Source organism: Ancylobacter sp. FA202, assembly GCF_000380205.1.
Classification (GTDB): domain Bacteria; phylum Pseudomonadota; class Alphaproteobacteria; order Rhizobiales; family Xanthobacteraceae; genus Ancylobacter.
This window is the reverse complement of sequence record NZ_KB904818.1, coordinates 688,092-713,188: the sequence shown is the minus strand read 5'-3', so window position 1 is coordinate 713,188 and position 25,097 is coordinate 688,092. Positions and strand designations below refer to the sequence as shown.

Here is a 25,097-nt window from a genome sequence, read left to right as displayed (position 1 = left end):
CTGTTTAAAGATCAGAGGAAATTGAGCTGAGTCTTGATGCCGCGCCCGGCGGCCATCGCCTCGGCGGCTTGCGCGAACTGCCAGACGGGGAAGGTCTCGCCGATCATCACGGCGGCGCGGGCGCTGATGTCGCTCATCACGTCCACGGCAGCAGGGAACTTGTCGGCGAGCGAGTTGGAGCCAATGAGGCGGATCTCGCGCTCATAGACCTGGAAGGGGTTGATGCCGACCACCGCCTCGGCATCGTGGACGCCGACCTGCACCAGCACGCCGGTCTTCTCCACCCGCTTCAGGGCGTGTTCGAGCGCGCGGCGCACGCCGGCCGCCTCGAACACCACGTCGAAATACGCCTCGCCGAGATCGGCGGGATCGACCGCGCGGGCGATGCCGGCGCGCCCGGCAATCTCCCGCTTGATCGGGGAAGGGTCGGCAATGGTGACGCGCGCGGCGCCGAAACTCTCGCAGACAATGCCGATCAGCAGGCCCATCGTGCCGCCGCCGATCACCAGCACGTCGCGGTCCTTGACACCCTGCGAGGATTCGACCGCGTGCAGCACGCAGGCCAGCGGCTCGATCATCGCCGCAAGATCAGCGCCGAGGCTCTCGCGCACCTTGAACGTGTTGCGCGCCGGGGCGGTGACGAATTCCGCCGCCGCGCCCGGCCGGGCGACGCCGATCGGCGCGAGATGCGGGCACAGATTGGGGCGGCCGGCCCGGCACCAGCGGCAGGTGCCGCAGGTGACATTGGGATCGACGGCGACGAAATCGCCTTCGCGTAAACCGCGCACCGCGCCGCCGACAGCGACGACATGGCCGGAAAACTCGTGGCAGGGCGTCACCGGGTAGACCGAGCCGGGAAAGCCGTGGTGGAGAATGTGCAGATCGGTGCCGCACAGGCCGCAGATGGCGGGGCGTATCAGCACCTCGTCCTCCACCGGCACCGGCACCGGCACCTCGGCGACGAAGACGCGGTGGTCCTGTGTGATGCACACCGCGTTCATGTGCCCCTTGGCGGCACCATCGAATAGCGCATTGAGACTCATGACTCTCTCATGGGTTGTAGGGCGGGGGTGTGCGGGACAGCCGCAGGGGCGGAAGCCTGTGTCAGCGGCGGCGGCGGATGAGATCGATGAGAATGGCCAGCAGCACCACGGCGCCGACAATGACGCGCTGCCAGTAGCTGGAGATGTCGAGCAGCACGATGCCGTTGGCGAGCACCGCCATCAGCAGCGCCCCGGTAACGGTGCCGGTGACCGTGCCCTGTCCGCCGCGCAGCGAGACGCCGCCAATGATCGCGGCCGTGATCGATGGCATCAGCCAGCCTTCGCCCACAGAGGGCTGTGCCGAGTCCATCCGGCTCGCATAGAGGATGCCGGCCAGCGCCGCGAGGCTGCCCGACAGGCCGAAGACCAGCATTTCCACCCGCTTGACCGGAATGCCCACCAGCACCGCCGCCTGCCGGTTGCCGCCGATGGCGTAGATGTTGCGCCCGAAGGTGGTGCGGTTCAGCACGAAGGCGAGGACGAGGGCGATGACCGCGAAAACGAGCACCGGCACCGGAATGCCGAAGGGCGTGCCGAGGCCGAACTGCTGGAATTCCGTCCCCAGCGGGCGGATCGGCGAACCGCCTGTTATGACCAGCGTGGTGCCGGCGAACATCTCCCATGCCGCTAGCGTCACGATGAACGGGTTCAGCCGCGCATAGGCCACCAGTACCCCGTTAATGGTGCCGAGAGCGAAGCCGAACAGGCAGGTGAGCGGGATCACCAGCCAGGGATCGACGCCCAGATGCACCAGCAGCATGCCGCCAATAATTGCCGACAGGCCCGCCGCCGCCCCAACCGAGAGGTCGATGCCCCCGATCAGCAGCACCAGGGTCTGGCCGAGCGCGATGATGCCCACGAAGGAAGCCTGCCGCAGCACCACCGCCAGATTGTAACTGGAGGCGAAGTTCTCGCTGGCCAGCGCCAGCACCGTGCACATGACGGCCAGGGCGGCGATGATGCCGATGGCTTCGAAGCGGCCGATGCGGCTTCTGAATTTCTGAACCTTGGTTTCGGACATGGCGGCAAGGAATCCTTGTCGGGAGGTCAGAGCGATGGCGGGGGAGAGGGCGGCCGGGGCGCGAGGCCGGGCAAGGATCCGGAGCGACTGCCGGCGATGCCGGGTCGGTGCGCTCTAGTTCATGGCAAGACCCAGCAGGCTTTCCTGAGTGGCCCCTTCGGTGGGAACGATGGCGCGCACGCGCCCCTCATGCATGAGCATCACCCGGTCGCAGACATCGATGATCTCATGCAGTTCCGAGGAGATGTAGATGACCGAAATGCCGTCGCGGGCGAGCTGGCGCAGCAGCTTCTGGATTTCCCACTTCGCGTTGACGTCGATGCCGCGTGTCGGCTCGTCCAGCATCAGGATGCGGCATTTGCTCATCATCCAGCGGGCGAGAATGCACTTCTGCTGGTTGCCACCGCTCAGCTCGGAAATGAGCTGGTGGCTGGAATGCACCTTCACCGGGATCGAGTTCACATAGCGCTCGGCGGCGCCGAAGGCGTCGAGCCAGCGAATGCCGAACCGGCTCGTGAATTTGGCGAGGCTGGGCAGCACGATGTTCTCGGCCACCGACAGATCGGGGAAAAGCCCGTCGCGCCGGCGCTCCTCCGGCAGGTAGACCAAGCCGGCGGCGATGGCGTCGGCCGGGCCGGCAAAGGCAACCTCGCGGCCGAACAGCTTCACCGTGCCGGCCTGGCGCGAGGTATCGCCGAACAGGCAGCGCACCGTCTCGGTCCGCCCGGCGCCGATCAACCCGCCAATGCCGAGGATTTCTCCCCGGTGGAGGTCGAAGCTCACATCAGCGAATTCGGCGGAACGGGAGAGGCCGCGCACTTCCAGCACCACCTCGTCGGTGGCGGCGGAAGGAATGACGGCACGCAGGTTCAGCTCTTCCACATCGCGGCCCGCCATGGCGCGGATCATCGCGTCCTTGTTCGTGGTGCGCGGGTCGAGATCGCCGACATGGCGGCCGTCGCGCAGCACCGTGATGCGGTCCGCCAGCGCGAGGATCTCGTCGAGCCGGTGCGAGATATAGAGCACCAGCCCGCCCTCCTGGCGGAAGCGGCGGATGAAGGCGAACAGCCGCTCGGTCTCGCGCTCGGTCAGCGCGGCGGTGGGTTCGTCGAAGATCAGCAGCCGGGCGCCGGTGGCGGTGGCGCGGGCGATCTGCACCAGCTGCTGCTGGGCGACGGTGATGGCGCCGGCACGCGCCTTCGGGTCGATCGTCGGGTCGAGCGCCGCGATATGGCGACGAGCCTCCGCCTCGGTGGCGCGCCAGTCGATGACGCCGCGCCGGGCCACCTGCCGGCCGAGCATGACATTCTCCAGCACGGTGAGCTCGGCGGCGAGGTTGATTTCCTGCGGCGCGATGGCGATGCCGGCGCACTGGGCGTCGCTGGGCGAGGCGAAGTGCACGGGAGCGCCGTCGATGCGGATCTCGCCCGATGTGGGCGTCAGCCGGCCGCAGATCACCGACATCAACGACGACTTGCCGGCGCCGTTCTCGCCGATCACCGCGACCACTTCGCCGGCCTCGACGCGCAGCGACACGCCACGCACGGCATGGACATGGCCGAAGCTCTTCGACAGGTCGCGGACTTCAAAAGCGCTGCGCATGGGAGGGTCTCGCAGGTCGAGCGGGATGAGGCGTCGCGGCGCACCCGTGCACGCATCCGCGGAAGGAGAGGCGCCAGGAAGTCCCGGCAGGACCCGCCCGCCGGGAAAGGTGCCTCGGGGAGAAAGGCCTACTTGGCGAGCGTTTCCTTGGTCATCAGGAAGCCGCCAGTGGCGTGATCCATCGGGATGGTGTGGTTCTGCTTGGCGGAGACAAGATAGCGCACGGCCCAGTAGCCGATTTCCCACTGGCGCTGCGCGGTGATGGCCGAGATCACGCCATCCTCGATCAGCTGATAGGTTTCCGGAATGTCGCCGGCGCCCACCACCAGCGTCTTGCCGACGCGCTTGGCGGCGATCACCGCCCGGGCGGCGCCGATCGGCGCTGAGGCATTGGCGCCGTAGATGCCGCCGAGGTCCGGCGTCGCCTGCAGGCCGCTCTCGGCCATCGACACCGCCTGTTCCAGATTGTCATTGTCGGGCTGCTCGAAGGCGATCTTGATGCCGGGGTACTTCTTGGCCAGCTCGTCCTTGAAGCCCTTCACGCGGGCGACGTGGTTCGGCGCGGTGAGGCTGCCGACCAGAAGGCCGACGCTGCCCTTGCCGCCAAGCTTCGCGCCGAGATAGTTCGCGGCGGTGCGACCGTCTTCCTCGTCCTTGCGGTGGCCGACGAAGGGAAAGGCCGCGTCGCAGAAGGTGTCGAAGGTGATGAGGTTCACCTTGTTCTTCAGCGCTTCCTTGAGAAGCTGGGTGTTGGTCGCCGGATCGAGGCAGGAAACGGCGAGTCCGTCGGGATTACGGCCGATATCGGTCTCGATGCGGCGGTTCTGCTGGTCGATGTCGGCGGTGGGCGGGGCATCCCAGGTGTAGGTGACCTCGATGCCTTCCTTCTTGTACTCGGCGATGGCGAACTTCACGCCCTGCTCGACGACGTCGTACCAGGGATGCACCACCTTCGGGATGAAGATGAGATTGGCCTTGGTCACGGGCTTGATCAGAGCAGCCTGGTCGAAGCCGGCCGCCGCTGCGGGTGCCGGCATCAGCGCGGGGGTGAGTGCCGCGGCCAGCGCGGCGACGGCCAGCGCCTTGCGGATCATAGGGTTACGGGGCTTCATAAACGGCTCCTTCATGGCGTCCTCCTTTGACGGCGCGGGCTTCTGTGGCCCCCGCTCGGTTCCAACATCTTGGCTTGAAACGTCTTTGGGCGATTCCGGTGCTGTCGACCGGCTCTGCGCCGGGCGCACGCTTTCCTTCGCCGCGCACGGGCGCGGCGGTCATGTCGGTGACAGGCCGGGCGGCCGGGGGCAGCGGCGCGAGACGCGCCGTGGTCGGCCTTTGCGGGCTTGCGGGGCGTGGGCTGGCCGACTCGCAGACATGGGCACGCCGGTCCGCACCCGGGTGCGCAACGGTTAAGGGCTCAGGCCGGCATGTCGGGAGCGGGGCGGGCCGTCAGGCGGCTCGGATCGTCGTCATCTTGGCGTTTCTCCCATTTGTTGCTGACGTGCCGCGGGTATTCCCGTCGGCGGTTCTGGCGCGCGCTCGCGCGTCACTCGCTGGCGGCGCGCGCCTCGATCGTTACCTTGACGACGTCGCTGCGCACCCAGGATGTGTAGTAGTCGAAAGGCTTCTCATCGCGCCCCCACGACACCGAGGTCACGAGAAGCAGCGGGGCACCAATCGGGACCTGAAGATAACCGGCTAACTCGGACGTGGCGACCTGAGCCTCCACACTGCGGCGGGCGCCGAACACGCTGAAGCCACCCTCACGAAGGGTGCGGTTGAGCGAGGCCTTGCCGGTCAGCACGTCGCTGCCGTCCAGGATCGGCCCGACCTCAGGCACCAGATAATTGATCGAGAGCAGGGCGATCTGCCCGTCGAGATAGCGCAGGCGCTGCAGCCGGTAGCCCAGATCGCCGGCATGAAGATCGAGTGCATCGGCCGCAGCCGCCGGTAGTGGCGACAGGCCGGCCTTGACCACTTGCGTTTCGACATTGCGGCGATGGTGGTCGACCTCAGCTTCAAAGAAGCCGTCGGCAACCTGCAATGACCAGCCAGTCTGCAGCGGATCAACGACGAAGGCACCGCGGCGCGGCACCATTTTGATACGCCCCTTTTCCTGCAGGCTTCGCAGCGTCTCACGCACCGTCGAACGGGCGAGATCGAAGTTTCGGCACAGTTCCGTTTCGGCCGGGAGACGGTCCCCCACGGCGTATTTGCCCGCGTCGATGTCCGCCTCAACCAGCCGTACAAGCTGGAGATAGTAGGGCTCCGGTGACTGGCGGTCGATGCTGCGCATAACGCCCACGCGATTTGTTGTCCATCTTGTACGTACAATAGGGTATTTGCCGACATTGGCAAGACGAATTTTGCGTCGACTCTTTTCGTTTTGGAACCCTCAAGCGGATCGCCGCCGGCGAGTGAGCGGCCCGGCGATCGTGCCGGACTTTGGCCCACCTGGTTCGAGCGTGGGGGCAATCCTGCGTCGGCTCGCGAGTGGTTAAACCGAGCCGGGTGGCGAAGGAGGGGAGACGCCTTGTCCCCGGCCACGTCCTCGAATTGCGATTCCGAAGATGCAGATCCCCAACCCCAGCCCCATCTTTGAAAATCTATCGATAAATCTGATAAATATCAATATGATACAGGTATCAGTAAGATGATGCACAACCACCCGAGCGGCGACCCGACCCCCTCGAATGCCGATATCCAGATGACCAAGACCATCATCGATGTGGCCAAGCCGCTCGGCATCGAGGTGCATGACCACATCATCGTCGGCAAGGACGGCCACGCGAGCCTGCGCGGCCTGCGCCTGATCTGATTTCAGCGCGGGCCGGACAGCGGCTTCGCTTCCGGGTCGATCTGCCGGGCGGCGCGCAGGCCGGATTCGATCGCGCCCTCGACCCAGCCGGTCTTCAGCGTGGTGAAATCGCCGGCGAAATGGATGCGCCCTTCCGGTGCGGTCCATTCCTTCACCATCCAGCCACCGCCGATCGGGGTGGAGCCGAAGGAGCCCCGAATCCAGGGCTGTTCGTTCCAGGCGAAATCGCTGACGCTGAGCACGTCGCCGAGCAGCCCCGGCAGGTCCTGCTGGAAGGCGTCGACCACGCGCTGGGCCCGCCCGTCGCGTGGGGCGTTAAGCACCAAATCGGCGTTCGTCCCGTTGAGATAGAAGAACCCATTGCCATGGCCGCCCGGCTCGTTGCCGGTGATGTCGATGAAGCGCTCCCATGTGCGGTCGCCGCCCGCCATCGGCCAGCCGCGCACATTCTGGGCGAGCCAGGTCGGCTCCCGGGTCTTGACGATCACCTTGACCGTCTTGTCCCACTCCATCTCGGCGAACATGCGCGCCTTGCCGGCCGACCAGGCGGGCGTGACCTCGATCTCGTCGATCACGCTGAAGGGAATGGTCGAGACGATGGCATCGCCGGTGAATTCCTTGCCGTCCTTCGTGCCGACGCGAACGCGCCCGCCGCTCTGGTCGATGGTCGTCACCTCAGCGTCGAGCACGATGTTGCCGCGGCCGAGCGCGTTCGCCATCGCCATGGGCAGGCGCTGGTTGCCGCCCAGGATACGGAAGACGTTCTGGTCGCCGAAATGGTAGGCGAGGTCGGGGATGATGCTCAGTGTCTGCGCGAAGGGGGTGAAGGTGCCGCCATGCGCCGCGAGCAGTTTCAGGAAATCCGGGGAGGCGCCGACGGGGCGCAGCAGGTCTTCCAGCGTGATGTCGTCGAGCCGGTCGAGCAGGTCCGTATTGGGCCAGTCCGGCTGCAGCACCGTCTCGGTGTCGAGGCCGGCGCGGAACAGATAGCGGTTGAGGTTCGCCGCTACCGTGACGTTGCGCTCCTCGGCCGAGAGCGCCCACGGCCAATCCGACACATTGGCCGACTTCACCGTCTTGCCGTCGACCATATAGACCGGCAGCCCGTCATTCAGGCTGAGCAAGGGCAGGTTGAAATGGCGGATATAGTCCAGCACCAGAGGCATGTTGGAGCGGAAATGGCCGCCGCCGGCCTCGGTGAACATGCCATCGCCCAGCGGCAGGGAAAGCAGCCGGCCGCCGATGCGCCCCTGCCGCTCGATCACCGTCACCTTGTGTCCACGGCGCTGCAGCGCGACAGCGGCGGTGAGGCCGGACATGCCGGCGCCGAGGACCAGGACCTCGATGCTGCGCGCCGCCGGGCTCTGCGCCAGGGCCGGGGCGCCCAGCCGCGAGGCTGCCAGGGCTCCGAAGCTGGCCGCCGTGCCAGCGAGCAGGGTGCGTCGGGAAAATCTGCGGGAGGTAGTATCGGTCGACATCAGCCTGCATGCTCCGCCTTGCGTTGCGGTCTCCTAGCAGGAGTGCGCGGAAAAATCTCTGGTAGTTGGAGCGAGGCGAAACGCGGGACCGCGCCACGGGCGGTGAGCCGGGCCAGGCTGCCGCTATCGAGCCATCAGCGTTCGGGTGCCTCCCCGGCCTGGAGCACGTTGAGTGAAAGCCGGTTCACCGGCGTGCTCTAGGTTCTTGCTCTTACGCATTTTCTTCATGCGAACCGGAACCCACTTCGCTCGAAAATGCTCTGAGATCGATCACGCGGGACGCGGCCAGAGAATTCTAACGACTGCGGGCTCCCAAATTCAGCGAAGCACGATTTCTACCGGATGATTTGAAGTAAGTCCTATAGAATCCGCGGAAAAATCGAACCAGAAAATTGGGAGTTAAAAGAAGTGGAAGAGCAATAGTCCAGTAGGCAGGAATTTTCCCGTATGTCCGGGCGAGGAATAGAGCGGCCGGCATAATTCCGACGGTCGGTTCGGCGGTGGTCTTGGCGTTCATAATGCGCGCCATTATGTGCGTATCGAAAATACGTCGGCGCATGATGTTTCGGGTCTGGGGCGAATCTGCGAATAGAATTTGCGCTATTTGATCATAGGCTTTCGCATCGATCTTGAGTCGCTCCAGCCAGCCATAGCGGGCCTGCAGCTGATCATTTCCTGCTCGGAAGCCAACGCAGGGGGGCTGAATAACGCCCCACTGACCATTTTCTCCGATGATACGACCGAGTATGATGACTTGAATATAGTAATTATTGATAGAGGATATCTTTGGATCGTTCAATTCACGGATCCAAAGATCCCTCTTTACAACAAGTGCGGACATGAAACCCAACAAGTCAGCTATCGATGAAAATACAGCTCGCGAACCCGTCATCAATTGGGTGGTCGGAGTTGCGCGAAGGCCGATAGCGGTGCTCATGGTGACATCATAGTCGATCACGCCGAGCGTGAACCCCACGGCGTCAGGCCATAGCTCGATCGCATCCAGTAGACGACGAATGCTCCCGGGCTCCAGGCGATCGTCGTCACCCATTAGCCAAATATAAGGAGATGTGGCCGCCGCGACGACAGCAAGAAAATTTCCATCCATTCCCAAATTTATAGGCTGGGCAATGAATTTATAGTGCTTGAATCGAAAAAGGTAAGAATCTGCAATAGACATCGTGTCATCTGTTGATGCGTCGTCGCTTATTACAATTTCAACGTCATCGACATTTTCTTGATCGAGTATGCTGTCCAGCAATTCAGAAAGGAGTTTCGCACGATTGTACGTGGGTACACATATTGAAATGATCGGCATAATGAATATAGCCTCGTTTCAAATCTGAATTTATGATTTTATCAGTGGCGCCCTCAGCCAATCATAGGCCTTCTTGATATGATAGCGAGCGGCCGCCCGGACGTTCTGTGCCGAAGAGATCAGGCGCTCATAAGGCGCGTTCCTCTTTCTCTCTATGCGGGCGCGCAACCCCCAGTCAATTCCCTGAAGTTCCCACCAGGGATAAGATGACGTAAATGTCTTGGGAAGCACAATGGATCGGAATTTCATCAGGCCAACAGGCTTGAAGTCCTCACCGGAGCCGATCCAGAATTCAGCCGAGTGCCGACGCTTATGCGCGGATTCTTTCCAGTTCGGACCGAACGTATCGAGGTTTGATTTTTCAACGCGGTCCGCAAAGGCGGCGGGATCTATCAGAGATGCGATATAGCTGGCATTGGCCCACCAGTTATTACTGGCAAAATGTGGCAACGGCTTCTCATGCCAGAGTACGCCGCAGGCGTCGTGGCGTGTGAGGAGCGCAAGACATCTTGGCATGTCCTCGATGTAATACTGATACAGCATCTGTCGCCATGTGCGCCTGGTCTCATATCCAGCGCCGACATATCGTCCGCCTAGGCAGTTTAGATAGAGTATTTTTGCATCACTGTTATTTATGCTATATTTCCATATCGAATTCACCGTAGGAATTTCAAAATCTCTTATGTTGTCGCTACGTCTATAAACAGTAATTCTATTGTCAATGTAATCAAGATTTATGGGTCCGCTCCCAACGACATTAATTTCGATGAGATTAATATAATTATCAAATTTTGAACTAAAAAGCGATTTCAATGACTCGTTCATAACCTCATTGTATCGGCCAATCGTCGCAACATGCAAAAATACAGCGACATGTATGTTCATAGATAGGCATCTTTCGCGCCAGCAATGGGGTTTTCATAACATTCGAGGTTGTCGTTATCATGATTTAAGCGGCCGGCACATAATATTGCGGTGTCCCCGCCGCCGAGACGAGGAGGCCCGCTAGGGCCGGCTGAGCAGAAGCGGCGTTCCCTCTTCCGGCGGTACCTTCTCCCAGCCCCCATCCTCCTGCGCGGCGAAGCGCACGCCCTCGCCACGGGCGGTGAGCAGCACCAGGCTGCCGCTATCGAGGCGCCAGCGATCGGGGGCCAGCGCGACAAGGCGGGCGGGGCAGCCGGCCTTGAGCCGGGCGCGGAAGGTGCCGCCGCCGCCGTCGATATCGGTGAGTTCAAGCCGGCACAGCGGCGTGCCCGCCACCTCGGCGATTTCCCAGGCGCCGACGAGATCGCCGGCGTGCAGGCCGGGATCGGCGAGGCGGGGATTGACCAGGAAATAGACGCCATCGCCCTCGCGCAGCGCCTCCCAGGTGCCACCGACCCCCTCGGTGAACTCGGCCACCAGCGCTCCGTCCGGTCCAAAGAGGCGGATGGAGTGGCCGGGGCCGGGGGCCCAGGAGGCGATGTCGACGCTGAACAGGATCGCGCTGGCGCAGGCGGCGCGGTCAAGGCCGAGCGAGAAGCGCTCCGGCGCGGCGCGGCCGCGGGTGAGCGGCGTGTCGGACAGCGCGATCAGGCACACGCGGTCGCCATCGGCATTGGTCAGCCGGTAATCGGCCGCCAGCACTCCGGCCGAGGGCGCCGTGTCCTCCTGCGCCGACGCCCGGTCCGTAAGCACCACGCCGAGGGCGCTCATGGCGAGCGCAAAGCCGAGCCGCCACGCGCCACGATCAAGCCTCCGGCTCGCGCGCATCGGCGACTTCCCTCAACCTGCCCGGTTTACGGGCGTTTCCGGCACCGGCGTCAGCACCGGCCGGCCTGCGGCCCAGGCGCGGAGATTGTCGACTACCAGCTGGCCCATGGCATCGCGGGTGACATGGGTGGCGGAGGCGACATGCGGCAGCAACACCACGTTGCTCATGCCGATCAGCGCCTCCGGCACCTGCGGTTCATTGGCGAACACATCGAGCCCGGCGGCGGCGATGGTGCCGTCCTCCAGCGCCTTGATCAGCGCCGGCTCGTCCACCACCGAGCCGCGCGCGACATTGATCAGCACGCCCTTCGGCCCGAGCGCGGCCAGCACCTGCGCATTGATCATGCGCTCGGTCTCGGCCCCGCCGGGCACTATGACGATGAGCGCGTCGACATCCTTCGCCAGCGCGATCAGGTCGGGATAATGGGTGTAGGGCACATCCGCCACCGGGCGGCGGCTGTGATAGGCGATGGGCCGGCCGAAGCCTTCCAGCCGGCGGGCGATGGCGCGCCCGATGCGCCCCATGCCGACAATGCCGAGCGTGCGGTCGCGCAGGGTGGCGGTCAGCGGGAAGCCGCCGGCGGGCCATTTCCCCTCGCGCAGATGCCGCTCGGCCTGGGGAATCTGGCGGATGGTGGCCAGCAGCAGGCCGAGGGTGAGGTCGGCCACCTCATCGTCGAGCACGCCGGGCGTGTTGGTGACGACGACGCCGCGCCGGCCGGCCGCCTCGGCATCCACCGAATCATAGCCGACGCCGAAATTGGCGACGATTTCGAGAGTCGGCAGGCGAGCCATCAGCGCGTCCGTAACCCGGCGGGCACCGCCGCCGGTGGAGCCGACGCCCGTGGCGACGGCGCGGATGCGCGGCCCGATCTCGGCCAGCATGGCCTCGGCGTCCGGCGCGTCGAGCCGGTGAACGGTGAAGTGCTCGTTCAGCTGCGCCTCGATCATGCCCATCATCGGGCCGGTTTGGAGAAGGTCGGGGCGGCCGGACATGAGGCACTCCTGCGGACGAAGGGGCCGACATTCCTCACCAAAGCCAGGCAGGTTTCAAGCCCGATTCGGCCGAAGGGCCCTTCCGTTTTCAGGCCGGCTCTTCCTCCAGCCCGTCCTCGGCGTCCTCGTCGGCGTCGTGAGAGGCGGCGCCGAGCTGGGTCGAGAGGTTGCGGTCGATCTTGCGCAGCATCTTGCGAAACCGCTTGCGGTCCTTGCCGTCGAGGCCGGCGGTCATCGTGTCCTCGATCGAATCCGAGATCGCGTCGATCGCCTGGGCCCGGTGACGGCCTTCATCGGTGAGGTGGACCCGCACCAGCCTTGCATCGCCCTCCGAGGCGCGGCGGACCAGCAACCCCTGGGCGGAGAGCCGGCCCACCGTCTTGGAAGCGGTGGGCGGGCGAACCTTCAGCGCGGCGGCGAGCTCGGTCATGGTGCGTCCGTCGGTCTCGCACAGCAGCTTGAGCACCGTTTCCTGGCCGGGAAACAGGCCGATGTCCTGCAGACGACGCGCCGCCAGGGCGCGCTGGAGCCGCGCTACATGATGTAGCCTCTGGCCAATCTTCTTGTCGAAGCCGTCCTTCATGGGCGCTCCTGCGATCCAAAACACGCCACGGTACCATTATCTAATGCGAAAATAACGCATTGCCGTGACACAAAACCGGATCCAACCCACGGTCAGGTCAAAGGACCCCTGTCGCGCCCCGCCGGTCACAGTCGCGCGAAGCGGGCTTCTACCTTGGCGAGGAAGGCGGCGCGGCGCTCGGCGCTGACGGAATCCATGCTGTGCAAGGCAAGCCACAGCTTTTTCGCCCGCGGATGCACGATCCCGCCGACGCCATCGAGCAGGATCCGCCGGCCCGGCTGGCCGATCCACAGCCACCAGTACCAGGGCGAGCCGAGCGAGGTGACGGTGGCGAGGAGGCGAATATTGGTGAGCCGGCGTTCAAGCGGGCGATAGGGCTGGGGCATGCCGAAGGTCTCGTGCGGCACCAGCACGCGGTCGAGCCAGCCCTTGAGCATGGCGGGCGGGCCGTACCACCAGGTGGGCGCGACGAAGACGAGCGCCTCGGCCTGGTTCACCCGTTCGAGATAGCCGGCAACGGGCAGCACATTCGCTCCCGGCTCGTGATAGGCGAGCCGCTCGTCGCGCCCCATCACCGGGGCGAAGCCCTCGGCGTAGAGGTCGAGGAGGTCCACCTCGTGCCCGGCGGCCGTCAAACCGCGGATCACGGCGTCGCGCACGCCGGCGGTGAAGCTCTCGGCCACCGGATGGCAATAAACCACAAGCGCGCGCATCAGCTGGCCTCTCCCGTGTTTCGGCTTTCCAGCCCAGGGAAGAGATAGGTACGGCCGGCGGCGAAGTCGAAGGCGGGGTTCTCCCAGGCGATCATCTTGCCGGGGTTGAGCAGGCCTTTCGGGTCAGCCTCGCGCTTGAAGGCAAGCTGCGCCGGGTCGGTCTGTTTCATGCCGCCTTCCTCCAGCGTGTAGCGGTGCGGGTTGAACACCGGGATGCCCATTTCCTCGTGCAGGGCAATGATGGCATCCAGCCGCTCCTCGCCGGTGTAGCGCACCAGCGGCAGGCCGAAACAGGTGATCCGCCCGTCGAAGCGGACGAACTCCAGATGCGCCGGCAGTTCCTCGCCGAGACGGGAATGGATGCGCGCCACCCGCGCCAGCGGGTCGGGATGGGGGTAGAGCGTCTGCAGATAGGTGATGGCGGGATCGACCCGCAGCGCCCGGAGCGTGGTGTGGTTCCAGGCAAGCTCATAGAGCAAGGGCAGGCCTTTCCTGTCGGCTTCGGCGAGCAGGTCGGAGCGGAACAGCATCGCTCCGCCCCGGCGGGCGGTGAAGCTCTCGAACGCTGCGCGGCCCATCGGCGCCAGCATCACCAGCACGACGTGCATCCCATCCGGCAGAAAGGGGCGGTGGCGCAGGAAGCTGGTTTGAGGGATGGGCGCGGCGATGACCGAGACCAGCTTCTTGAGGAGGGCGTCCTGCTCGCCCAGCGCCTGGGCATAAGCGGCGGCCTCGGCGAAATCGGTGAAGCCGATAATCGCCTCGATCCAGTCATAGGCGGGGGCGAGCGGCATTTCGACGTCGAGAATGATGCCGTTGGTGCCATAGGCGTGGGCGACCCTCTGCACCTCCTCGCCTGAGAGGACGAGGATACGCGGCGTCGCCTCCATCGTGGCGATGCGCAGCGAGAGGATGTTGCCGAGGTCGCGCAGCCCGCCCCAGCTGATCGAGCCGACCCCGCCGGAGCCGCCGGCGATGAAGCCGCCGATCGAGGCGGTGCGGTAGGTGGAGGGGTGAAGCCGCAGTTCCTGGCCGCTGGGGGCACAGGCGGCGTCGATGTCGGCGAGGAGGGCACCCGCCTGCGCCCGCACCCGGCCGGTGGAGATATCGAGCACCTTGTCGAGGCGGGAGAGGTCGAGCACCAGCCCGCCGGCCAAGGGCATCGCCTGGCCATAATTGCCGGTGCCCGTTCCGCGCGGGGTGACGGGAATGCCGAGCTCGAAGCAGGCAGCGAGGATGCGCAGCACCTCCTCCTCGCTGGCGGGCGCGGCCAGGATGTCGCCGATCACCGCGTCGAGCTGGCGCTTCAGCGTCGGCGAGTACCAGTAGAAGTCGCGGCTCTTCTGGCGGAGCACGGCCGGGTTTTCTTCAAGACGGATGCCCTCCAGCCGGGCCTTGAGGGCGGCGAGGTCATATCTCACGCGGGGCGCTCCATCAGATCGTCCAGCTCGGCATAGTCGGGCGGCGTGGTGTCGATGGCGCGCCCGCCGCGCAGCACGATGCGGTCCATTGCCGGGCGGGACAGCCATTCATTGAGGCCGCGCGCCGGGAATAGCGACACGTCGGCGCGTGCGCCCTCGGCCAGCGTGCCGGCCGCCACGCCCATATGGGTGGCCGGCGTGTGGGCGATGCTGGCCGGCCAGTCGCCATGGGGATGGTCGAGATGGGCGATGCGGGTGGCCTCGCGGTAGACTTCCACCAGGTCGAGATCGCCATAGGCAAAGAACGGGTCGCGCGCATTGTCGCTGGCGACCATGACGGGAATGCCGCGCGCCTTCATCTCGGTGAGCAGGGTGACGCCGCGCCAGCGCGGGGTGCGCCCCGCCTGCCGGTCCTGAAGATAGTGGTTGCACATGGGCAGCGAGACGACGCTGATGCCGGCCTGCGCCACTCGGTCGAGCGTGCGGTCGATCTCGTCAGTGTCCTTCACCGCCAGCGCGCAGCAATGGCCGGCGAGGATAGGCCCCTCGAAGCGGCGCTCCAGCGCCATGCGGGCCAGAAGGTCGAGCCCGCGCCCCTCGCGATCGCGCTCGTCGACATGCAAATCGAGCCCGAGGCCGAAGCGCTCGGTGGCGTCGAACAGCCGGGCGAGCCCGGCTTCGAGGTTGGGGGTGACATAGGTGTAGCTGCCGAGCAGGCCGCCATGCGCGCGCAGGAGATCGATCAGGCCGGCGAAAGCGGCGGGATCGAGCACGCTGTCGATCGCGGTCAGGCCCACGCCCTGCAGCTCGATGCGCCCGCGCCAGGCCTCGCGCATCTGGGCAAAGACCTTCCATGCGGTGGCGGCGCGCGGGCCATCGGAATCGAGATGGGTGCGGATCGCCACCGTGCCGTGGGCATAGGCGCAGCGCAGCGCGAAATCGAAGCGCCGGCTTATGTCCTCTTCGCTCCAGTTCGCCGTGCGGTCGGCGTTCACCGCCCGCAGCGCGCCCTCGAAGCTGCCGTCCGGGTTCGGCGCCCGCTTCCAGATGAAGCCCTTGTCGAGATGGGTGTGGATGTCGACCAGGCCGGGCAGCACCAAACCGCCTTGACGGTCGAGCCGGGGTCCGGCGTCCATCAGCGTGCCGGCGGGCGCGATCCGGGCGATGCGCGTGCCCTCCAGCGCGATGTCGAGCGCCGCCAGCCCCTCCGCATCCGCCTGCACGGCAAGGGCGGGGACGAGGCAGGCGGGCACCCGGGCATTGCCGAGCACGAAGGCGGCGGGGGGAGCCTTGAGATCGAGCATCGTCACGTCCGGCTGCCGAGTTCGCTCTCGTGCCAGCGCCGCAGCACCAGCCAGGAGAGCAGGCTCAGCGCGGCATAGATGAGGATGCCGGTGAGCGAAATGAGGAGAAGCGCCGCGAACAGGCGCGGAATGTTGAGCCGGTAGGCGGATTCGACGATGCGGAAGGCGAGGCCCGAGCCCTGGCCCGCCGAGCCGGCGGCGATTTCGCCGACCACCGCGCCGATCAGCGCCAGCCCGCCGGCAATGCGCAGCCCGCCGAGGAAATAGGGCAGGGCGGTGGGCAGCTTGAGCTGGGCCAGCGTCTGCCAGCGCGTGGCGCCGGAGAGGCGGAACAGGTCGCGCAGATTGGGGTCGACCGAGTTCAGCCCCAGCGTGGTGTTGGACAGCACCGGGAAGAAGGCGACGATCCAGGCGCAGAGCAGCACGGCGGCATCGGTGGAGAGATAGATCAGCATCAGCGGCGCCACCGCGATGACGGGTGTCACCTGCAGGATGACGGCGATCGGGAACAGCGAGAATTCGACGATGCGGGCGCTGGCGAACAGCAAGGCCAGCGCCACCCCGCCGGCCACCGCCAGCGCGAGCGCGATCAAGGTGGTCCGCAGCGTCACCAGCATCGAGGCGAACAGAACGGCGCGGTCTTCGATCAAGGTTTCCAGCACCGCGCCTGGGGCCGGCAGCACATAAGGCGGCAGATTGTTGAGCTTCACCACCGCTTCCCAGCCAAGCACAAGCGCCGCCAGCACGCCGAGGGGGAGTAGCCAGCGCAGCGGCGAGGTGGACATGGCGGCCTCCGCTACGGCGCGTCCATCGCCCGGGCGAGGGCGAGGGAGGTTTCGCGGCACAGGCCCGCATATTCCGGCGAGGTGCGGAAGCTCTCGTCGCGCGGCTGGTCCGGGTCGATGACGAGTTCCGCCGACACCCGCCCCGGCCGGGCACGGAAGACCAGGATGCGCGAGGACAGGTAGACCGATTCGAACACCGAATGGGTGACGAAGACGATGGTGCAGCGCAGGCGCCGCCACACCTCCAGCAGGTCGTTGTTGAGCTTGAAGCGGGTGATCTCGTCCAGCGCGGCGAAGGGCTCATCCATCAAGAGCAGGCGCGGCTTGGTGACGAGCGCGCGGGCGATCGAAACGCGCATCTTCATGCCGCCGGACAGTTCGCGCGGATAGGCGTCGCGAAAGGCGGACAGGCCGACCAGCTCCAGCGCCTCCAGTATGGCGGGCTCGGCCTCGCGTCGGCCGACGCCGTCGAGCTTGAGCGGCAGGTGCACATTGCCGAACACGCTGGCCCACGGCATCAGCGTCGGTTCCTGGAAGACGAAGCCGATGGCGTGGCGCTCCCTCGCGCGGCGGGCCGTTTCGTCCGCGCCCCAGTCAAGCCGCCCCTCGCTCGGTTCGGTGAGCCCGGCGATGAGACGCAGCGCGGTCGACTTGCCGCAGCCGGACGGGCCGAGCAGCGAGACGAATTCGCCCTGTCGCACCTCCATGTCGAGCCCTTCCAGCGCGGTGACGGCATTGGCGAAGCGCTTGCCGACGCCGGAAAGGCGCAGCAGCGGCGCCCCGTCCGCCGCCGGGCGGGTCGCGATATCAGGCGCCGCCGCGCTCATATCAGCCACGCGGGCGGCCCCAATGGCGAGCGCTCGTATCGGGGAGGCCTCATTTCGGCGCCAGCTCCTTGCCGACGCTCTTGTTGACGAATTGCAGCGTGTAGGACTTGGCGTAATCGATGCCGGGCTCCAGCACCTTGGCCTTCACCATCGTGTCGTAAAACCCCTTCATCCGCGCATCGGTCATGGCGCCGATGCCAAGCGTGGCGGTGTCGCCGGAATCGACGATGCCATACTCCTTCATCTTGGCGATGGAGAAGGCGATCATGGCATCGGTGATCTCGGGATTGTCCTGCTTGATCAGGGCATTGGCCTTGGCGTTGTCGCCGTAGAGGTAATTGTACCAGCCGATGATCGAGGCATCGACGAAGCGCTGCACCAGATCGGGGTTCTGCTTCACCAGTTCGTTGCGCGTCTCGATCGTGGTGGCGTAGGTCTGGAAGCCGTAATCGGCAAGCAGGAACAGCGTCGGCTTGAACCCGCCCTGCTGCTCGATCGCATAGGGCTCGGACGTGATGTAGCCCTGCATGGCGCTGTTCTTGTCGACGAGGAACGGCGCGGCGTTGAAGGTGTAGGGCTTCACCTGATTTTCGCTGAAGCCGTAGGCGTCGACCAGCCATTGATAGTAGCTCGCCAGCCCCTCCTTGGAGATGAACAGGGTCCGCGTCTTCAGCTGCTCGAAGGCGGTGACGTCGGGATGGGCGATCAGGACCTGCGGGTCCTTCTGGAACAGGGCGGCGACCACCTGGGTGGGGATGTCCTCGACCACCGAGGAAATCGCCTGCAGCATGTTGGCGCCCATGTAGAAGTCGATCTTTCCGACCGGCAGCAGCAGCCGGTTATTGGCCTGCGGTCCGCCCGGCAGGATGGTCACGTTCAGCCCATATTTCGCATAAGTGCCGTCGGCGAGCGCCTGGTAGAAGCCGCCATGCTCGGCCTGGGCCACCCAATTGGTGCCGAAGGTCACCTTGTCCGCCGCGCGTGCCGGAGCGGTGCTCAGCAGGGCGGCGGCCGCCAGTGCGACGAGAGCGAAGAGGGAACGCAAGCGCGACAGACGCGGGCGCATCGAAATCTCCATCCGGCTAAGAAGGGCAGTGCGTGACGGGACCCATGCCCTCATGATAGGCGAGCTTAATCGTCATGCACATATGCTGCGGCGATTAGACTGTGCATGCACAGCATCGGCCGGCAACAGCCTTGCCAGCCCAACCCGGGAAGCCCGTTCATGCTCCGTCACCTCGTGCCCCCCGCCATCCGTCCGCCCTTCGCCCGCTACAGCCACGCCGTCGAGATCGCCGCCGGCGCGCGGCTGCTGCTGGTCTCCGGCCAGCTCGGCATTTCGCCCGACGAGGTGATTCCCGAGGGCGTGGAGGAACAGGCCGACTTGTGCCTCGCCGCCATCGACGCCTGCCTCATCGAGGCGGGAATGGCGCGCGCGGATATCGTGCGGCTGAACGCCTATGTCACCGACCGCGCCCATCTGCCCGGCTACATGGCGGCCCGCGACCGCTTCATCGCCGATCCGCCGCCGGCCTCGACGCTGATGATCGTCTCCGGCTTCGCCCGGCCGGAATTCAAGGTGGAGATCGAGGCGCTGGCCGCGCGGGCGGATTGAGCCTAGAACCCGCCCATTCCAACGACCGGACCTGCCGCCATGCCCCCCAAACGCTTCTGGACCGAACTCAGCTGGACCGACTTCGCGCAAGGCGACACCGAGAACTGGATTGCCGTGCTGCCGGTGGCGGCGGTGGAGCAGCACGGGCCGCATCTGCCGGTGGGCGTCGATGCCTTCATCGGTGAGGGCTATCTCAAGGAAGTGGCGCGGCTGCTGCCGGATGATGTTCCCGCCGTGTTCCTGCCGCTGCAGGCCATCGGCAAGTCGAACGAGCATCTCGACTTTCCCGGCACGCTGACACTTTCCGCCGAAACCGTGATCCGCGCCTGGACCGAGATCGGCGAGAGCGTTCACCGCGCCGGAGTGCGCAAGCTGGTGCTGGTCAATTCCCATGGCGGCAATGTACCTATTCTCGACATCGTGGCGCGCGAATTGCGAGCGCGGCTCGGCATGCTGGCGGTGATGGTGTCCTGGCATCGCTTCGGCTACCCCGAGGGCCTGTTCACCGCGCAGGAGCGCCAGCACGGCATCCATGCCGGCGGGGTGGAGACCTCGCTGATGCTGGCCTTCCGGCCCGACACGGTGCGGATGGACGAGGTGCGCGACTTTCCCCCGGTGACGCTTGCCATGGAACAGGAATTCGCCTTCCTGCGCGCCGGCTCGCCGGCCGGCTTCGGCTGGATGGCGCAGGATATCCAGCCTTCGGGCGCGATGGGCGATGCCACCGAGGCGAGCCTGGAGAAGGGCGAGGTCTGCGCCCTCTATGGCGCCCGGGCTTTTGTCGAACTGCTCGGCGATGTCCATCGCTTCGACCTGTCGCGGCTGCCGGCGGGACCGCGCGGCGGGGCGGCGTGCTGATGGAAGGCTCGGTCGCGCGCACCGGCTTTCACAGCCGGAAACTGAACCTCGATGCGGCCCACGCCTATGCGGCGCGGGTGCTGGAGCGCTTTGGCGCGTCTGCCGGCAATGCCGCCTTTACCGCCGACGCACTGGTGCGCGCCGAGGCGGATGGGCTCGGCACGCATGGCCTCACCCGCCTGCCCAGCTACAGCGCCATGGCGGCGGCCGGCAAGATCGACGGTCATGCGGTGCCGAAGATGCGCCGGGTGGCGCCGGCGGTGCTGGCCGTGGATGCCGGCAATGGCTTCGCCTATCCCGCCCTCGCGCTCGGCCTGCCGGCGCTCGCCGCGCTGGCGCGCGAGAGCGGCGTGGCGCTGATGGCGGTGCGGCGCTCCAGCCATTTCGGCGTCGCCGGCCAGCCGGTGGAGGCGCTCGCCAATGAGGGGCTGGTCGGCCTCGCCTTTTCCAATGCCTCGGCCTCCATTGCGCCCTGGGGCGGCAAGCGGGCGGTGTTCGGCACCAACCCGATCGCCTTCGCCACGCCGCTCAAAGGCCGGGCGCCGGCGGTGGTGGACCTCTCCGTCGCCAAGGTGGCGCGCGGGAATATTCTCGCCGCCGTGCAGCGGGGGGAAACCGCCATTCCCGAGGGCTGGGCCTATGACCAGGAGGGCAACCCGACCACCAATGCCAAGGCTGGGCTTGCCGGCACCATGGTGCCGATGGGCGAAGCGAAGGGCACGGCGCTCGCCTTCGTCATCGAGGTGATGGCGGCGGCGCTGACCGCCTCGACCTTCTCCTTCGACGCACCCAGCTTCTTTGATGGCGCAGGCCCGCCGGCGGCGGTCGGGCATGTGGTCATCGCCATAAACCCCGGCGCGGTGGCGGGGGATGCCTATCTCGACCATCTGGAGCGCCTTGCGCTGACGATCGAGAGTGAAGCCGGGGCACGGCTGCCGGGGACCAGGCGGCTGTTCAACCGCGAACGCGCCGCGCGCGAGGGTGTCACGCTCACGGCCGGGGTGCAGCGGGCGCTGGCGCAGATGGGGTTCGTGGAGGCGGCGTCGGCGGGCGGCGCGGCCTGACAGCAAAAAGGCCCGGACATGCCGGGCCTTCCGCCTTTTCCAGCGCCACGACGGCGCTCTTGCTCACTTATAGGCGGCGATCGCCTTGAGGATCAGCTCGCGGGCGCGCTCGGGGCCTTCCCAGCCGGAGACCGTGACCGTCTTGCCCTTCTCCAGATCCTTGTAATGGGTGAAGAAGTGGCCGATCTGCTCGATGATCAGCGGCGGCAGATCCGCATAGCTCTTCACCTTGGAATGGTAGGGGTAGACCGAGTCCGCCGGCACGGCGAGGATCTTCTCGTCGCCGCCCTTCTCGTCGGTCATCATCAGCACGCCGATCGGCCGGCAGGCGATGACGCAGCCCGCGAGCAGCGGGATCGGCGAGATGACGATCACGTCGATCGGGTCGCCGTCATCGCCGAGCGTGTTCGGGACGAAGCCGTAATTGCCCGGGTAGAACATCGGCGTGTGCAGGAAGCGGTCGACGAACAGCGCGCCCGATTCCTTGTCGATCTCGTACTTCACCGGCGCGCCGCCGGCCGGGATTTCGATGATGGCGTGAACTTCGTCAGGCGGATTGGGCCCGACCGAAATGCGCGAAATATCCATGAATGGGCTCCAACGGCTCCAGGTCGACGGGCCGGCAAGGCCGGCGGGCACAAAGGCGCCCTCTCATAGGTCGATGCGGGCGCGCCGTCGAGACGTGTCGCCCCATCATTTCGACCAGCAGGCCCTGCCGGGGGGCACGGCGCGGCACCGATGACGCTTCGTCAGCTGTTTGATACAGTGTATCTTTCGTCTGGACGAGTGGCGCCGATATACAGTATCACTTCCGTCTCTGGAGTTTGAGCATGTCTGTCGCCCCCGTCCGCCTGCACGACCACCCCCACATTTCCGCCCCTCCGGAGGGGCGTGGAAAGGCGGGCGCCGGCGGGCACGGGCATGCTCATTCTCCGGGCCATGGGCATGATGACGGGCATCCTCCTCACGGCACCGCGCTTGCCCATCCCGGTTCCCGCCACCCTTCATACAAGGCGGGCGAGCGGCATCCTTCGGCCCGCCCGGCTTTCTCGCTGCTGCGGCTTTCCGCCCTGCAGCGCCTCGCCATCGCCCTGCCGCTGGCGGCGGTGCTCTGGGCGATGGCGCTGGCGGTGATCGGGGCGGGCGCGTGATGGGAAACGTCACGAAAAGCGTCCTTGCCTTCCGCAATCTAACCCTCGGCTATGACCGCCACCCGGCTGTGCACCATCTCGACGGCGATGTGGCGGAGGGCGACCTGCTCGCCATTTGCGGGCCGAACGGGGCGGGCAAGTCGACGCTGCTCAAGGGCATTGCCGGCGTGCTGACGCCGCTCACCGGCCGCATTGAGGGCCATGTGCCGGCGCGGGAGATCGCCTATCTGCCGCAGGCGGCGGAGGTCGACCGTTCCTTCCCGATCGACGTCTATGACCTCGTTTCCATGGGCCTGTGGCGCCGCGCCGGGCTGTTCGGCGGCATCAACCGCGCGGATCGCACCCGCATCGAGCACGCGCTGGCCGCCGTTGGGCTGGAAGGCTTCGAGGCGCGCCCCATCGGCACCCTGTCGGGCGGCCAGATGCAGCGCGCTTTGTTCGCCCGCCTGCTGCTGCAGGATGCGCGGCTGCTGCTGCTCGACGAGCCTTTTACCGCGCTCGACGCCGGCACGATCACAGACCTGACCGCGCTGGTGAAGCGCTGGAATGGCGAGGGTCGCACGGTCATCGCCGTGCTGCACGATTTCGAACTGGTGCGCGGGCTTTTTCCCCGCACCCTGCTCCTCGCCCGCGAGGCGGTCGCCTGGGGCACCACCGGCGAGGTGCTGACATCGCATAATCTCGCCGAGGCGCGGCGCATGTGCGAGGCGTGGGACGAGGATGCCCCTGCCTGTGGCCCGGTCTCGGGGAGGGCGGCATGATGTATGATCTGCTCATTGCCCCCTTCGCCGAGTTCGATTTTATGCGCCGCGCGCTGGTCGGCGTGCTGGCGCTGGGCGTCGGGGCCGGCCCCATCGGCGTGCTGATGATGCTGCGCCGGATGAGCCTTGCCGGCGACGCCATGGCCCACGCGATCCTGCCCGGCGCGGCGGTCGGCTTCCTCGCCGCCGGGCTGAACCTGTTCGCCATGACGGTGGGCGGGCTGGTGGCGGGCTTCGCCGTGGCGCTCGGCGCCGGCGCGGTGGCGCGGGCGACGCAGATGAAGGAGGACGCGGCGCTGGCGGCCTTCTACCTCGTCTCCCTCGCGCTCGGTGTGCTGCTGGTGTCGCTGCGCGGCTCCAATGTCGACCTTCTGCATGTGCTGTTCGGCACCGTGCTGGCGCTCGACGACGCGACGCTGCTGCTCATCGTCTCGATCTCCAGCCTGACGCTGGTGGCGCTGGCGCTGGCCTGGCGGCCTCTGGTGCTGGAGAGCGTCGATCCCGGCTTCCTGCGCTCGGTCAGCCGGGCGGGAGCGCCCACCCATCTCATTTTCCTGGCGCTGGTGGTGATGAACCTTGTCGGCGGCTTCCATGCGCTCGGCACGCTGCTGGCGGTCGGGCTGATGATGCTGCCGGCCGCCGCCGGACGGTTCTGGACCCGCGAGCTGACGACGCTGGTCGGCGTCTCGGTGCTGATCGCCTGTGGCTCCGGTGTGCTGGGGCTGCTGGTTTCCTATCATTCCGGCGTGCCCTCCGGGCCCGCCATCATCCTCGTCGCCGGCGGTGCCTATGCGCTGTCCGTGCTTTTCGGGCCAGTCGGCGGGCTTCTGCCCCGCTTCCTGCCGCAACGCCATCTCGAAGCCTGAGGAGCCCCCTATGCTCACCCGTCGCCTCACTCTCGCCGGCGCGCTCGCGCTCGGCCTCGCTCTCCCGCTCGCGCTTCCTGCCGCCGCGCAGGAAGCCGCGACCAAGATCCCTGTCGTCGCCTCCTTCTCGATCCTCGGTGATTTCGTGAAAGAGGTCGGTGGTGATCGCGTCGACGTCACCACCCTCGTCGGTCCCAATGGCGACGCCCATGTGTTCCAGCCGGCCCCCGGCGACGCCAAGAAGGTGGCGAGCGCCCAGATCGTGTTCGTCAACGGCCTCGGTTTCGAGGGCTGGATCGACCGGCTGGTGAAGGCCTCCGGCACCAAGGCCGAGATCGTCGTCGCCACCAAGGGCATCACGCCGCGCGAAATGGCCGATGAGGATGAGGACGACCACGCCGCGCACGACCACGGCAAGGACCACAAGGATCATGACCATGACGACCATGCCAAGAAGGACGGGCATGACCATGACCATGATCACGCCGGCCACGACCATGGCGGCGTCGATCCGCACGCCTGGCAGTCGGTTGCCAATGCGCAGATCTATGTCGCCAACATCCGCGACGCGCTGATCGCGGCCGATCCCGCCGGAAAGGCGGCCTATGAGGCCAACGCGGCCGCCTACACCGCCAAGCTGCAGGCGCTCGACGCCGAAGTGAAGGCGGCGGTGGCGCGCATTCCAGAGAAGAACCGCCGCATCATCACCTCGCATGATGCCTTCGGCTATTTCGGTGCCGCCTATGGCGTCGAATTCATCGCCCCGCAGGGCGTTTCCACCGATTCCGAAGCCTCGGCCAAGGACGTCGCCCGCATCATCCGTCAGATCAAGGCCGACAAGATCCCGGCCGTGTTCATGGAGAACATCTCCGATCCGCGCCTCGTCAAGCGCATCGCCAAGGAGACCAAGGCCAAGGTCGGCGGCGAGCTGTTTTCCGACGCGCTCTCCGATGACAAAGGCCCGGCGAGCACCTACATCGACATGATGAAGAACAACGTCGCCCAGCTCTCCTCGGCCCTGTCGAGCTGAGTGTACGTTTCACCACACCGTCATGGCCGGGCTTGTCCCGGCCATCCACGTTTTTCCTGAGGGAAGACATGGATGCCTGGGCCAGGCCCGGGCA

General features: G+C 66.2%; 25 protein-coding genes and 1 pseudogene. 8 read left to right on the top strand and 18 right to left on the bottom strand.

Annotated elements, in window-relative coordinates; all coding sequences use genetic code 11:
- Nucleotides 1-11 precede the first annotated feature (11 nt).
- The 5 genes from A3M1_RS0103235 to A3M1_RS0103215 form a co-directional block, all read right to left on the bottom strand.
- Complete coding sequence (locus A3M1_RS0103235) at nucleotides 12-1,043, bottom strand: alcohol dehydrogenase catalytic domain-containing protein (RefSeq protein WP_018387517.1); 1,032 nt, start codon at nucleotides 1,041-1,043, stop codon at nucleotides 12-14.
- A gap of 61 nt (nucleotides 1,044-1,104) precedes the next feature.
- Nucleotides 1,105-2,064, bottom strand: a complete 960-nt coding sequence (locus A3M1_RS0103230) for an ABC transporter permease (RefSeq protein ID WP_018387516.1) — start codon at nucleotides 2,062-2,064, stop codon at nucleotides 1,105-1,107.
- Nucleotides 2,065-2,178: 114 nt separating this feature from the next.
- Nucleotides 2,179-3,666 (bottom strand): sugar ABC transporter ATP-binding protein, encoded by a 1,488-nt coding sequence (locus tag A3M1_RS0103225; RefSeq protein ID WP_018387515.1) that lies wholly within the window; start codon nucleotides 3,664-3,666, stop codon nucleotides 2,179-2,181.
- Between the two features lie 128 nt (nucleotides 3,667-3,794).
- Nucleotides 3,795-4,793, bottom strand: a complete 999-nt coding sequence (locus A3M1_RS0103220) for a substrate-binding domain-containing protein (RefSeq protein ID WP_245261553.1) — start codon at nucleotides 4,791-4,793, stop codon at nucleotides 3,795-3,797.
- Nucleotides 4,794-5,209: 416 nt separating this feature from the next.
- Nucleotides 5,210-5,959 carry a GntR family transcriptional regulator gene (locus tag A3M1_RS0103215; RefSeq protein ID WP_018387513.1) on the bottom strand — a complete coding sequence of 250 codons (750 nt, stop codon included), beginning with the start codon at nucleotides 5,957-5,959 and terminating at the stop codon, nucleotides 5,210-5,212.
- A gap of 357 nt (nucleotides 5,960-6,316) precedes the next feature.
- Here A3M1_RS0103215 and A3M1_RS25630 point away from each other — a divergent pair.
- Nucleotides 6,317-6,481 (top strand): annotated as a pseudogene (locus A3M1_RS25630) (JAB domain-containing protein); the annotation flags it as partial.
- A 2-nt stretch (nucleotides 6,482-6,483) separates the two neighbouring features.
- Here the strand turns inward: A3M1_RS25630 and A3M1_RS0103205 are convergent.
- The 12 genes from A3M1_RS0103205 to A3M1_RS0103160 all read right to left on the bottom strand — a co-directional run bounded on the left by A3M1_RS0103205 (nucleotide 6,484) and on the right by A3M1_RS0103160 (nucleotide 18,724).
- Nucleotides 6,484-7,959: an NAD(P)/FAD-dependent oxidoreductase gene (locus tag A3M1_RS0103205; RefSeq protein WP_018387511.1), complete on the bottom strand. Its 1,476-nt coding sequence runs from the start codon at nucleotides 7,957-7,959 to the stop codon at nucleotides 6,484-6,486.
- A 295-nt stretch (nucleotides 7,960-8,254) separates the two neighbouring features.
- Nucleotides 8,255-9,277 carry a glycosyltransferase family 2 protein gene (locus tag A3M1_RS25625; protein WP_081620311.1) on the bottom strand — a complete coding sequence of 341 codons (1,023 nt, stop codon included), beginning with the start codon at nucleotides 9,275-9,277 and terminating at the stop codon, nucleotides 8,255-8,257.
- 30 nt (nucleotides 9,278-9,307) lie between these two features.
- Nucleotides 9,308-10,162, bottom strand: coding sequence for a hypothetical protein (locus A3M1_RS26355; RefSeq protein WP_156029553.1), 855 nt, complete (start codon nucleotides 10,160-10,162; stop codon nucleotides 9,308-9,310).
- 120 nt (nucleotides 10,163-10,282) lie between these two features.
- Nucleotides 10,283-11,029, bottom strand: a complete 747-nt coding sequence (locus tag A3M1_RS0103200; protein ID WP_018387510.1) for an AprI/Inh family metalloprotease inhibitor — start codon at nucleotides 11,027-11,029, stop codon at nucleotides 10,283-10,285.
- A 12-nt stretch (nucleotides 11,030-11,041) separates the two neighbouring features.
- Nucleotides 11,042-12,025 carry a 2-hydroxyacid dehydrogenase gene (locus tag A3M1_RS0103195; protein WP_018387509.1) on the bottom strand — a complete coding sequence of 328 codons (984 nt, stop codon included), beginning with the start codon at nucleotides 12,023-12,025 and terminating at the stop codon, nucleotides 11,042-11,044.
- Between the two features lie 88 nt (nucleotides 12,026-12,113).
- Complete coding sequence (locus tag A3M1_RS0103190) at nucleotides 12,114-12,608, bottom strand: MarR family winged helix-turn-helix transcriptional regulator (protein WP_018387508.1); 495 nt, start codon at nucleotides 12,606-12,608, stop codon at nucleotides 12,114-12,116.
- Between the two features lie 125 nt (nucleotides 12,609-12,733).
- A complete protein-coding gene (locus tag A3M1_RS0103185) occupies nucleotides 12,734-13,321 on the bottom strand; it encodes an NAD(P)H-dependent oxidoreductase (protein ID WP_018387507.1) in 588 nt (195 codons plus the stop codon).
- The gene (locus A3M1_RS0103180; RefSeq protein ID WP_018387506.1) at nucleotides 13,321-14,742 is read right to left on the bottom strand and encodes an FAD-binding oxidoreductase; all 1,422 of its coding nucleotides are present in this window, start codon (nucleotides 14,740-14,742) and stop codon (nucleotides 13,321-13,323) included. The genes A3M1_RS0103185 and A3M1_RS0103180 overlap by 1 nt, the downstream gene beginning before the upstream one ends.
- The gene (locus A3M1_RS0103175) at nucleotides 14,739-16,046 is read right to left on the bottom strand and encodes a cytosine deaminase (protein ID WP_018387505.1); all 1,308 of its coding nucleotides are present in this window, start codon (nucleotides 16,044-16,046) and stop codon (nucleotides 14,739-14,741) included. The genes A3M1_RS0103180 and A3M1_RS0103175 overlap by 4 nt, the downstream gene beginning before the upstream one ends.
- A gap of 2 nt (nucleotides 16,047-16,048) precedes the next feature.
- Nucleotides 16,049-16,831 (bottom strand): ABC transporter permease, encoded by a 783-nt coding sequence (locus tag A3M1_RS0103170; RefSeq protein WP_018387504.1) that lies wholly within the window; start codon nucleotides 16,829-16,831, stop codon nucleotides 16,049-16,051.
- An 11-nt stretch (nucleotides 16,832-16,842) separates the two neighbouring features.
- Complete coding sequence (locus A3M1_RS0103165) at nucleotides 16,843-17,658, bottom strand: ABC transporter ATP-binding protein (protein ID WP_018387503.1); 816 nt, start codon at nucleotides 17,656-17,658, stop codon at nucleotides 16,843-16,845.
- A 49-nt stretch (nucleotides 17,659-17,707) separates the two neighbouring features.
- A complete protein-coding gene (locus A3M1_RS0103160; protein ID WP_018387502.1) occupies nucleotides 17,708-18,724 on the bottom strand; it encodes an ABC transporter substrate-binding protein in 1,017 nt (338 codons plus the stop codon).
- Between the two features lie 159 nt (nucleotides 18,725-18,883).
- Here A3M1_RS0103160 and A3M1_RS0103155 point away from each other — a divergent pair, with 159 nt between their 5' ends.
- From A3M1_RS0103155 to A3M1_RS0103145, 3 genes are read left to right on the top strand one after another with little or no spacing between them, the layout of a single operon-like run.
- On the top strand, nucleotides 18,884-19,273 hold the full coding sequence (locus A3M1_RS0103155) for a RidA family protein (protein WP_018387501.1): 390 nt from the start codon (nucleotides 18,884-18,886) through the stop codon (nucleotides 19,271-19,273).
- A gap of 39 nt (nucleotides 19,274-19,312) precedes the next feature.
- A complete protein-coding gene (locus tag A3M1_RS0103150; protein ID WP_018387500.1) occupies nucleotides 19,313-20,131 on the top strand; it encodes a creatininase family protein in 819 nt (272 codons plus the stop codon).
- Nucleotides 20,131-21,195 carry an Ldh family oxidoreductase gene (locus tag A3M1_RS0103145; protein WP_018387499.1) on the top strand — a complete coding sequence of 355 codons (1,065 nt, stop codon included), beginning with the start codon at nucleotides 20,131-20,133 and terminating at the stop codon, nucleotides 21,193-21,195. Before A3M1_RS0103150 ends, A3M1_RS0103145 begins: the two co-directional genes overlap by 1 nt.
- Nucleotides 21,196-21,258: 63 nt before the next feature.
- Here the strand turns inward: A3M1_RS0103145 and ppa are convergent, their stop codons facing one another.
- On the bottom strand, nucleotides 21,259-21,783 hold the full coding sequence (gene ppa, locus A3M1_RS0103140; protein WP_018387498.1) for an inorganic diphosphatase: 525 nt from the start codon (nucleotides 21,781-21,783) through the stop codon (nucleotides 21,259-21,261).
- A gap of 242 nt (nucleotides 21,784-22,025) precedes the next feature.
- On the opposite strand from ppa, the gene A3M1_RS0103135 reads away from it, so the two are divergent.
- The 4 genes from A3M1_RS0103135 to A3M1_RS0103120 are packed head-to-tail and all read left to right on the top strand — an operon-like array spanning nucleotide 22,026 to nucleotide 25,003.
- On the top strand, nucleotides 22,026-22,346 hold the full coding sequence (locus A3M1_RS0103135; RefSeq protein ID WP_018387497.1) for a hypothetical protein: 321 nt from the start codon (nucleotides 22,026-22,028) through the stop codon (nucleotides 22,344-22,346).
- On the top strand, nucleotides 22,346-23,107 hold the full coding sequence (gene aztA / locus A3M1_RS0103130; protein WP_018387496.1) for a zinc ABC transporter ATP-binding protein AztA: 762 nt from the start codon (nucleotides 22,346-22,348) through the stop codon (nucleotides 23,105-23,107). Before A3M1_RS0103135 ends, aztA begins: the two co-directional genes overlap by 1 nt.
- The gene (locus A3M1_RS0103125; RefSeq protein WP_026221109.1) at nucleotides 23,104-23,973 is read left to right on the top strand and encodes a metal ABC transporter permease; all 870 of its coding nucleotides are present in this window, start codon (nucleotides 23,104-23,106) and stop codon (nucleotides 23,971-23,973) included. The genes aztA and A3M1_RS0103125 overlap by 4 nt, the downstream gene beginning before the upstream one ends.
- Nucleotides 23,974-23,983: 10 nt before the next feature.
- On the top strand, nucleotides 23,984-25,003 hold the full coding sequence (locus A3M1_RS0103120; RefSeq protein WP_018387494.1) for a metal ABC transporter substrate-binding protein: 1,020 nt from the start codon (nucleotides 23,984-23,986) through the stop codon (nucleotides 25,001-25,003).
- Nucleotides 25,004-25,097: the final 94 nt, after the last annotated feature.

What these genes read in the sequence shown, in the direction of transcription:
- A3M1_RS0103175 (WP_018387505.1), bottom strand. Translation starts at nt 16,046, where the DNA reads ATGCTCGATCTCAAGGCTCCCCCCGCCGCCTTCGTGCTCGGCAATGCC.
- A3M1_RS0103160 (WP_018387502.1), bottom strand. Translation starts at nt 18,724, where the DNA reads ATGCGCCCGCGTCTGTCGCGCTTGCGTTCCCTCTTCGCTCTCGTCGCA.
- A3M1_RS0103230 (WP_018387516.1), bottom strand. Translation starts at nt 2,064, where the DNA reads ATGTCCGAAACCAAGGTTCAGAAATTCAGAAGCCGCATCGGCCGCTTC.
- A3M1_RS0103205 (WP_018387511.1), bottom strand. Translation starts at nt 7,959, where the DNA reads ATGTCGACCGATACTACCTCCCGCAGATTTTCCCGACGCACCCTGCTC.
- A3M1_RS0103125 (WP_026221109.1), top strand. Translation starts at nt 23,104, where the DNA reads ATGATGTATGATCTGCTCATTGCCCCCTTCGCCGAGTTCGATTTTATG.
- A3M1_RS0103155 (WP_018387501.1), top strand. Translation starts at nt 18,884, where the DNA reads ATGCTCCGTCACCTCGTGCCCCCCGCCATCCGTCCGCCCTTCGCCCGC.
- A3M1_RS0103150 (WP_018387500.1), top strand. Translation starts at nt 19,313, where the DNA reads ATGCCCCCCAAACGCTTCTGGACCGAACTCAGCTGGACCGACTTCGCG.
- A3M1_RS25625 (WP_081620311.1), bottom strand. Translation starts at nt 9,277, where the DNA reads ATGCCGATCATTTCAATATGTGTACCCACGTACAATCGTGCGAAACTC.
- A3M1_RS0103215 (WP_018387513.1), bottom strand. Translation starts at nt 5,959, where the DNA reads ATGCGCAGCATCGACCGCCAGTCACCGGAGCCCTACTATCTCCAGCTT.
- A3M1_RS0103120 (WP_018387494.1), top strand. Translation starts at nt 23,984, where the DNA reads ATGCTCACCCGTCGCCTCACTCTCGCCGGCGCGCTCGCGCTCGGCCTC.
- A3M1_RS0103135 (WP_018387497.1), top strand. Translation starts at nt 22,026, where the DNA reads ATGTCTGTCGCCCCCGTCCGCCTGCACGACCACCCCCACATTTCCGCC.
- A3M1_RS0103145 (WP_018387499.1), top strand. Translation starts at nt 20,131, where the DNA reads ATGGAAGGCTCGGTCGCGCGCACCGGCTTTCACAGCCGGAAACTGAAC.
- A3M1_RS0103225 (WP_018387515.1), bottom strand. Translation starts at nt 3,666, where the DNA reads ATGCGCAGCGCTTTTGAAGTCCGCGACCTGTCGAAGAGCTTCGGCCAT.
- A3M1_RS0103220 (WP_245261553.1), bottom strand. Translation starts at nt 4,793, where the DNA reads ATGAAGGAGCCGTTTATGAAGCCCCGTAACCCTATGATCCGCAAGGCG.
- A3M1_RS0103170 (WP_018387504.1), bottom strand. Translation starts at nt 16,831, where the DNA reads ATGTCCACCTCGCCGCTGCGCTGGCTACTCCCCCTCGGCGTGCTGGCG.
- A3M1_RS0103235 (WP_018387517.1), bottom strand. Translation starts at nt 1,043, where the DNA reads ATGAGTCTCAATGCGCTATTCGATGGTGCCGCCAAGGGGCACATGAAC.
- aztA (WP_018387496.1), top strand. Translation starts at nt 22,346, where the DNA reads ATGGGAAACGTCACGAAAAGCGTCCTTGCCTTCCGCAATCTAACCCTC.
- A3M1_RS0103185 (WP_018387507.1), bottom strand. Translation starts at nt 13,321, where the DNA reads ATGCGCGCGCTTGTGGTTTATTGCCATCCGGTGGCCGAGAGCTTCACC.
- A3M1_RS0103165 (WP_018387503.1), bottom strand. Translation starts at nt 17,658, where the DNA reads ATGAGCGCGGCGGCGCCTGATATCGCGACCCGCCCGGCGGCGGACGGG.
- ppa (WP_018387498.1), bottom strand. Translation starts at nt 21,783, where the DNA reads ATGGATATTTCGCGCATTTCGGTCGGGCCCAATCCGCCTGACGAAGTT.
- A3M1_RS0103190 (WP_018387508.1), bottom strand. Translation starts at nt 12,608, where the DNA reads ATGAAGGACGGCTTCGACAAGAAGATTGGCCAGAGGCTACATCATGTA.
- A3M1_RS26355 (WP_156029553.1), bottom strand. Translation starts at nt 10,162, where the DNA reads ATGAACATACATGTCGCTGTATTTTTGCATGTTGCGACGATTGGCCGA.
- A3M1_RS0103200 (WP_018387510.1), bottom strand. Translation starts at nt 11,029, where the DNA reads ATGCGCGCGAGCCGGAGGCTTGATCGTGGCGCGTGGCGGCTCGGCTTT.
- A3M1_RS0103195 (WP_018387509.1), bottom strand. Translation starts at nt 12,025, where the DNA reads ATGTCCGGCCGCCCCGACCTTCTCCAAACCGGCCCGATGATGGGCATG.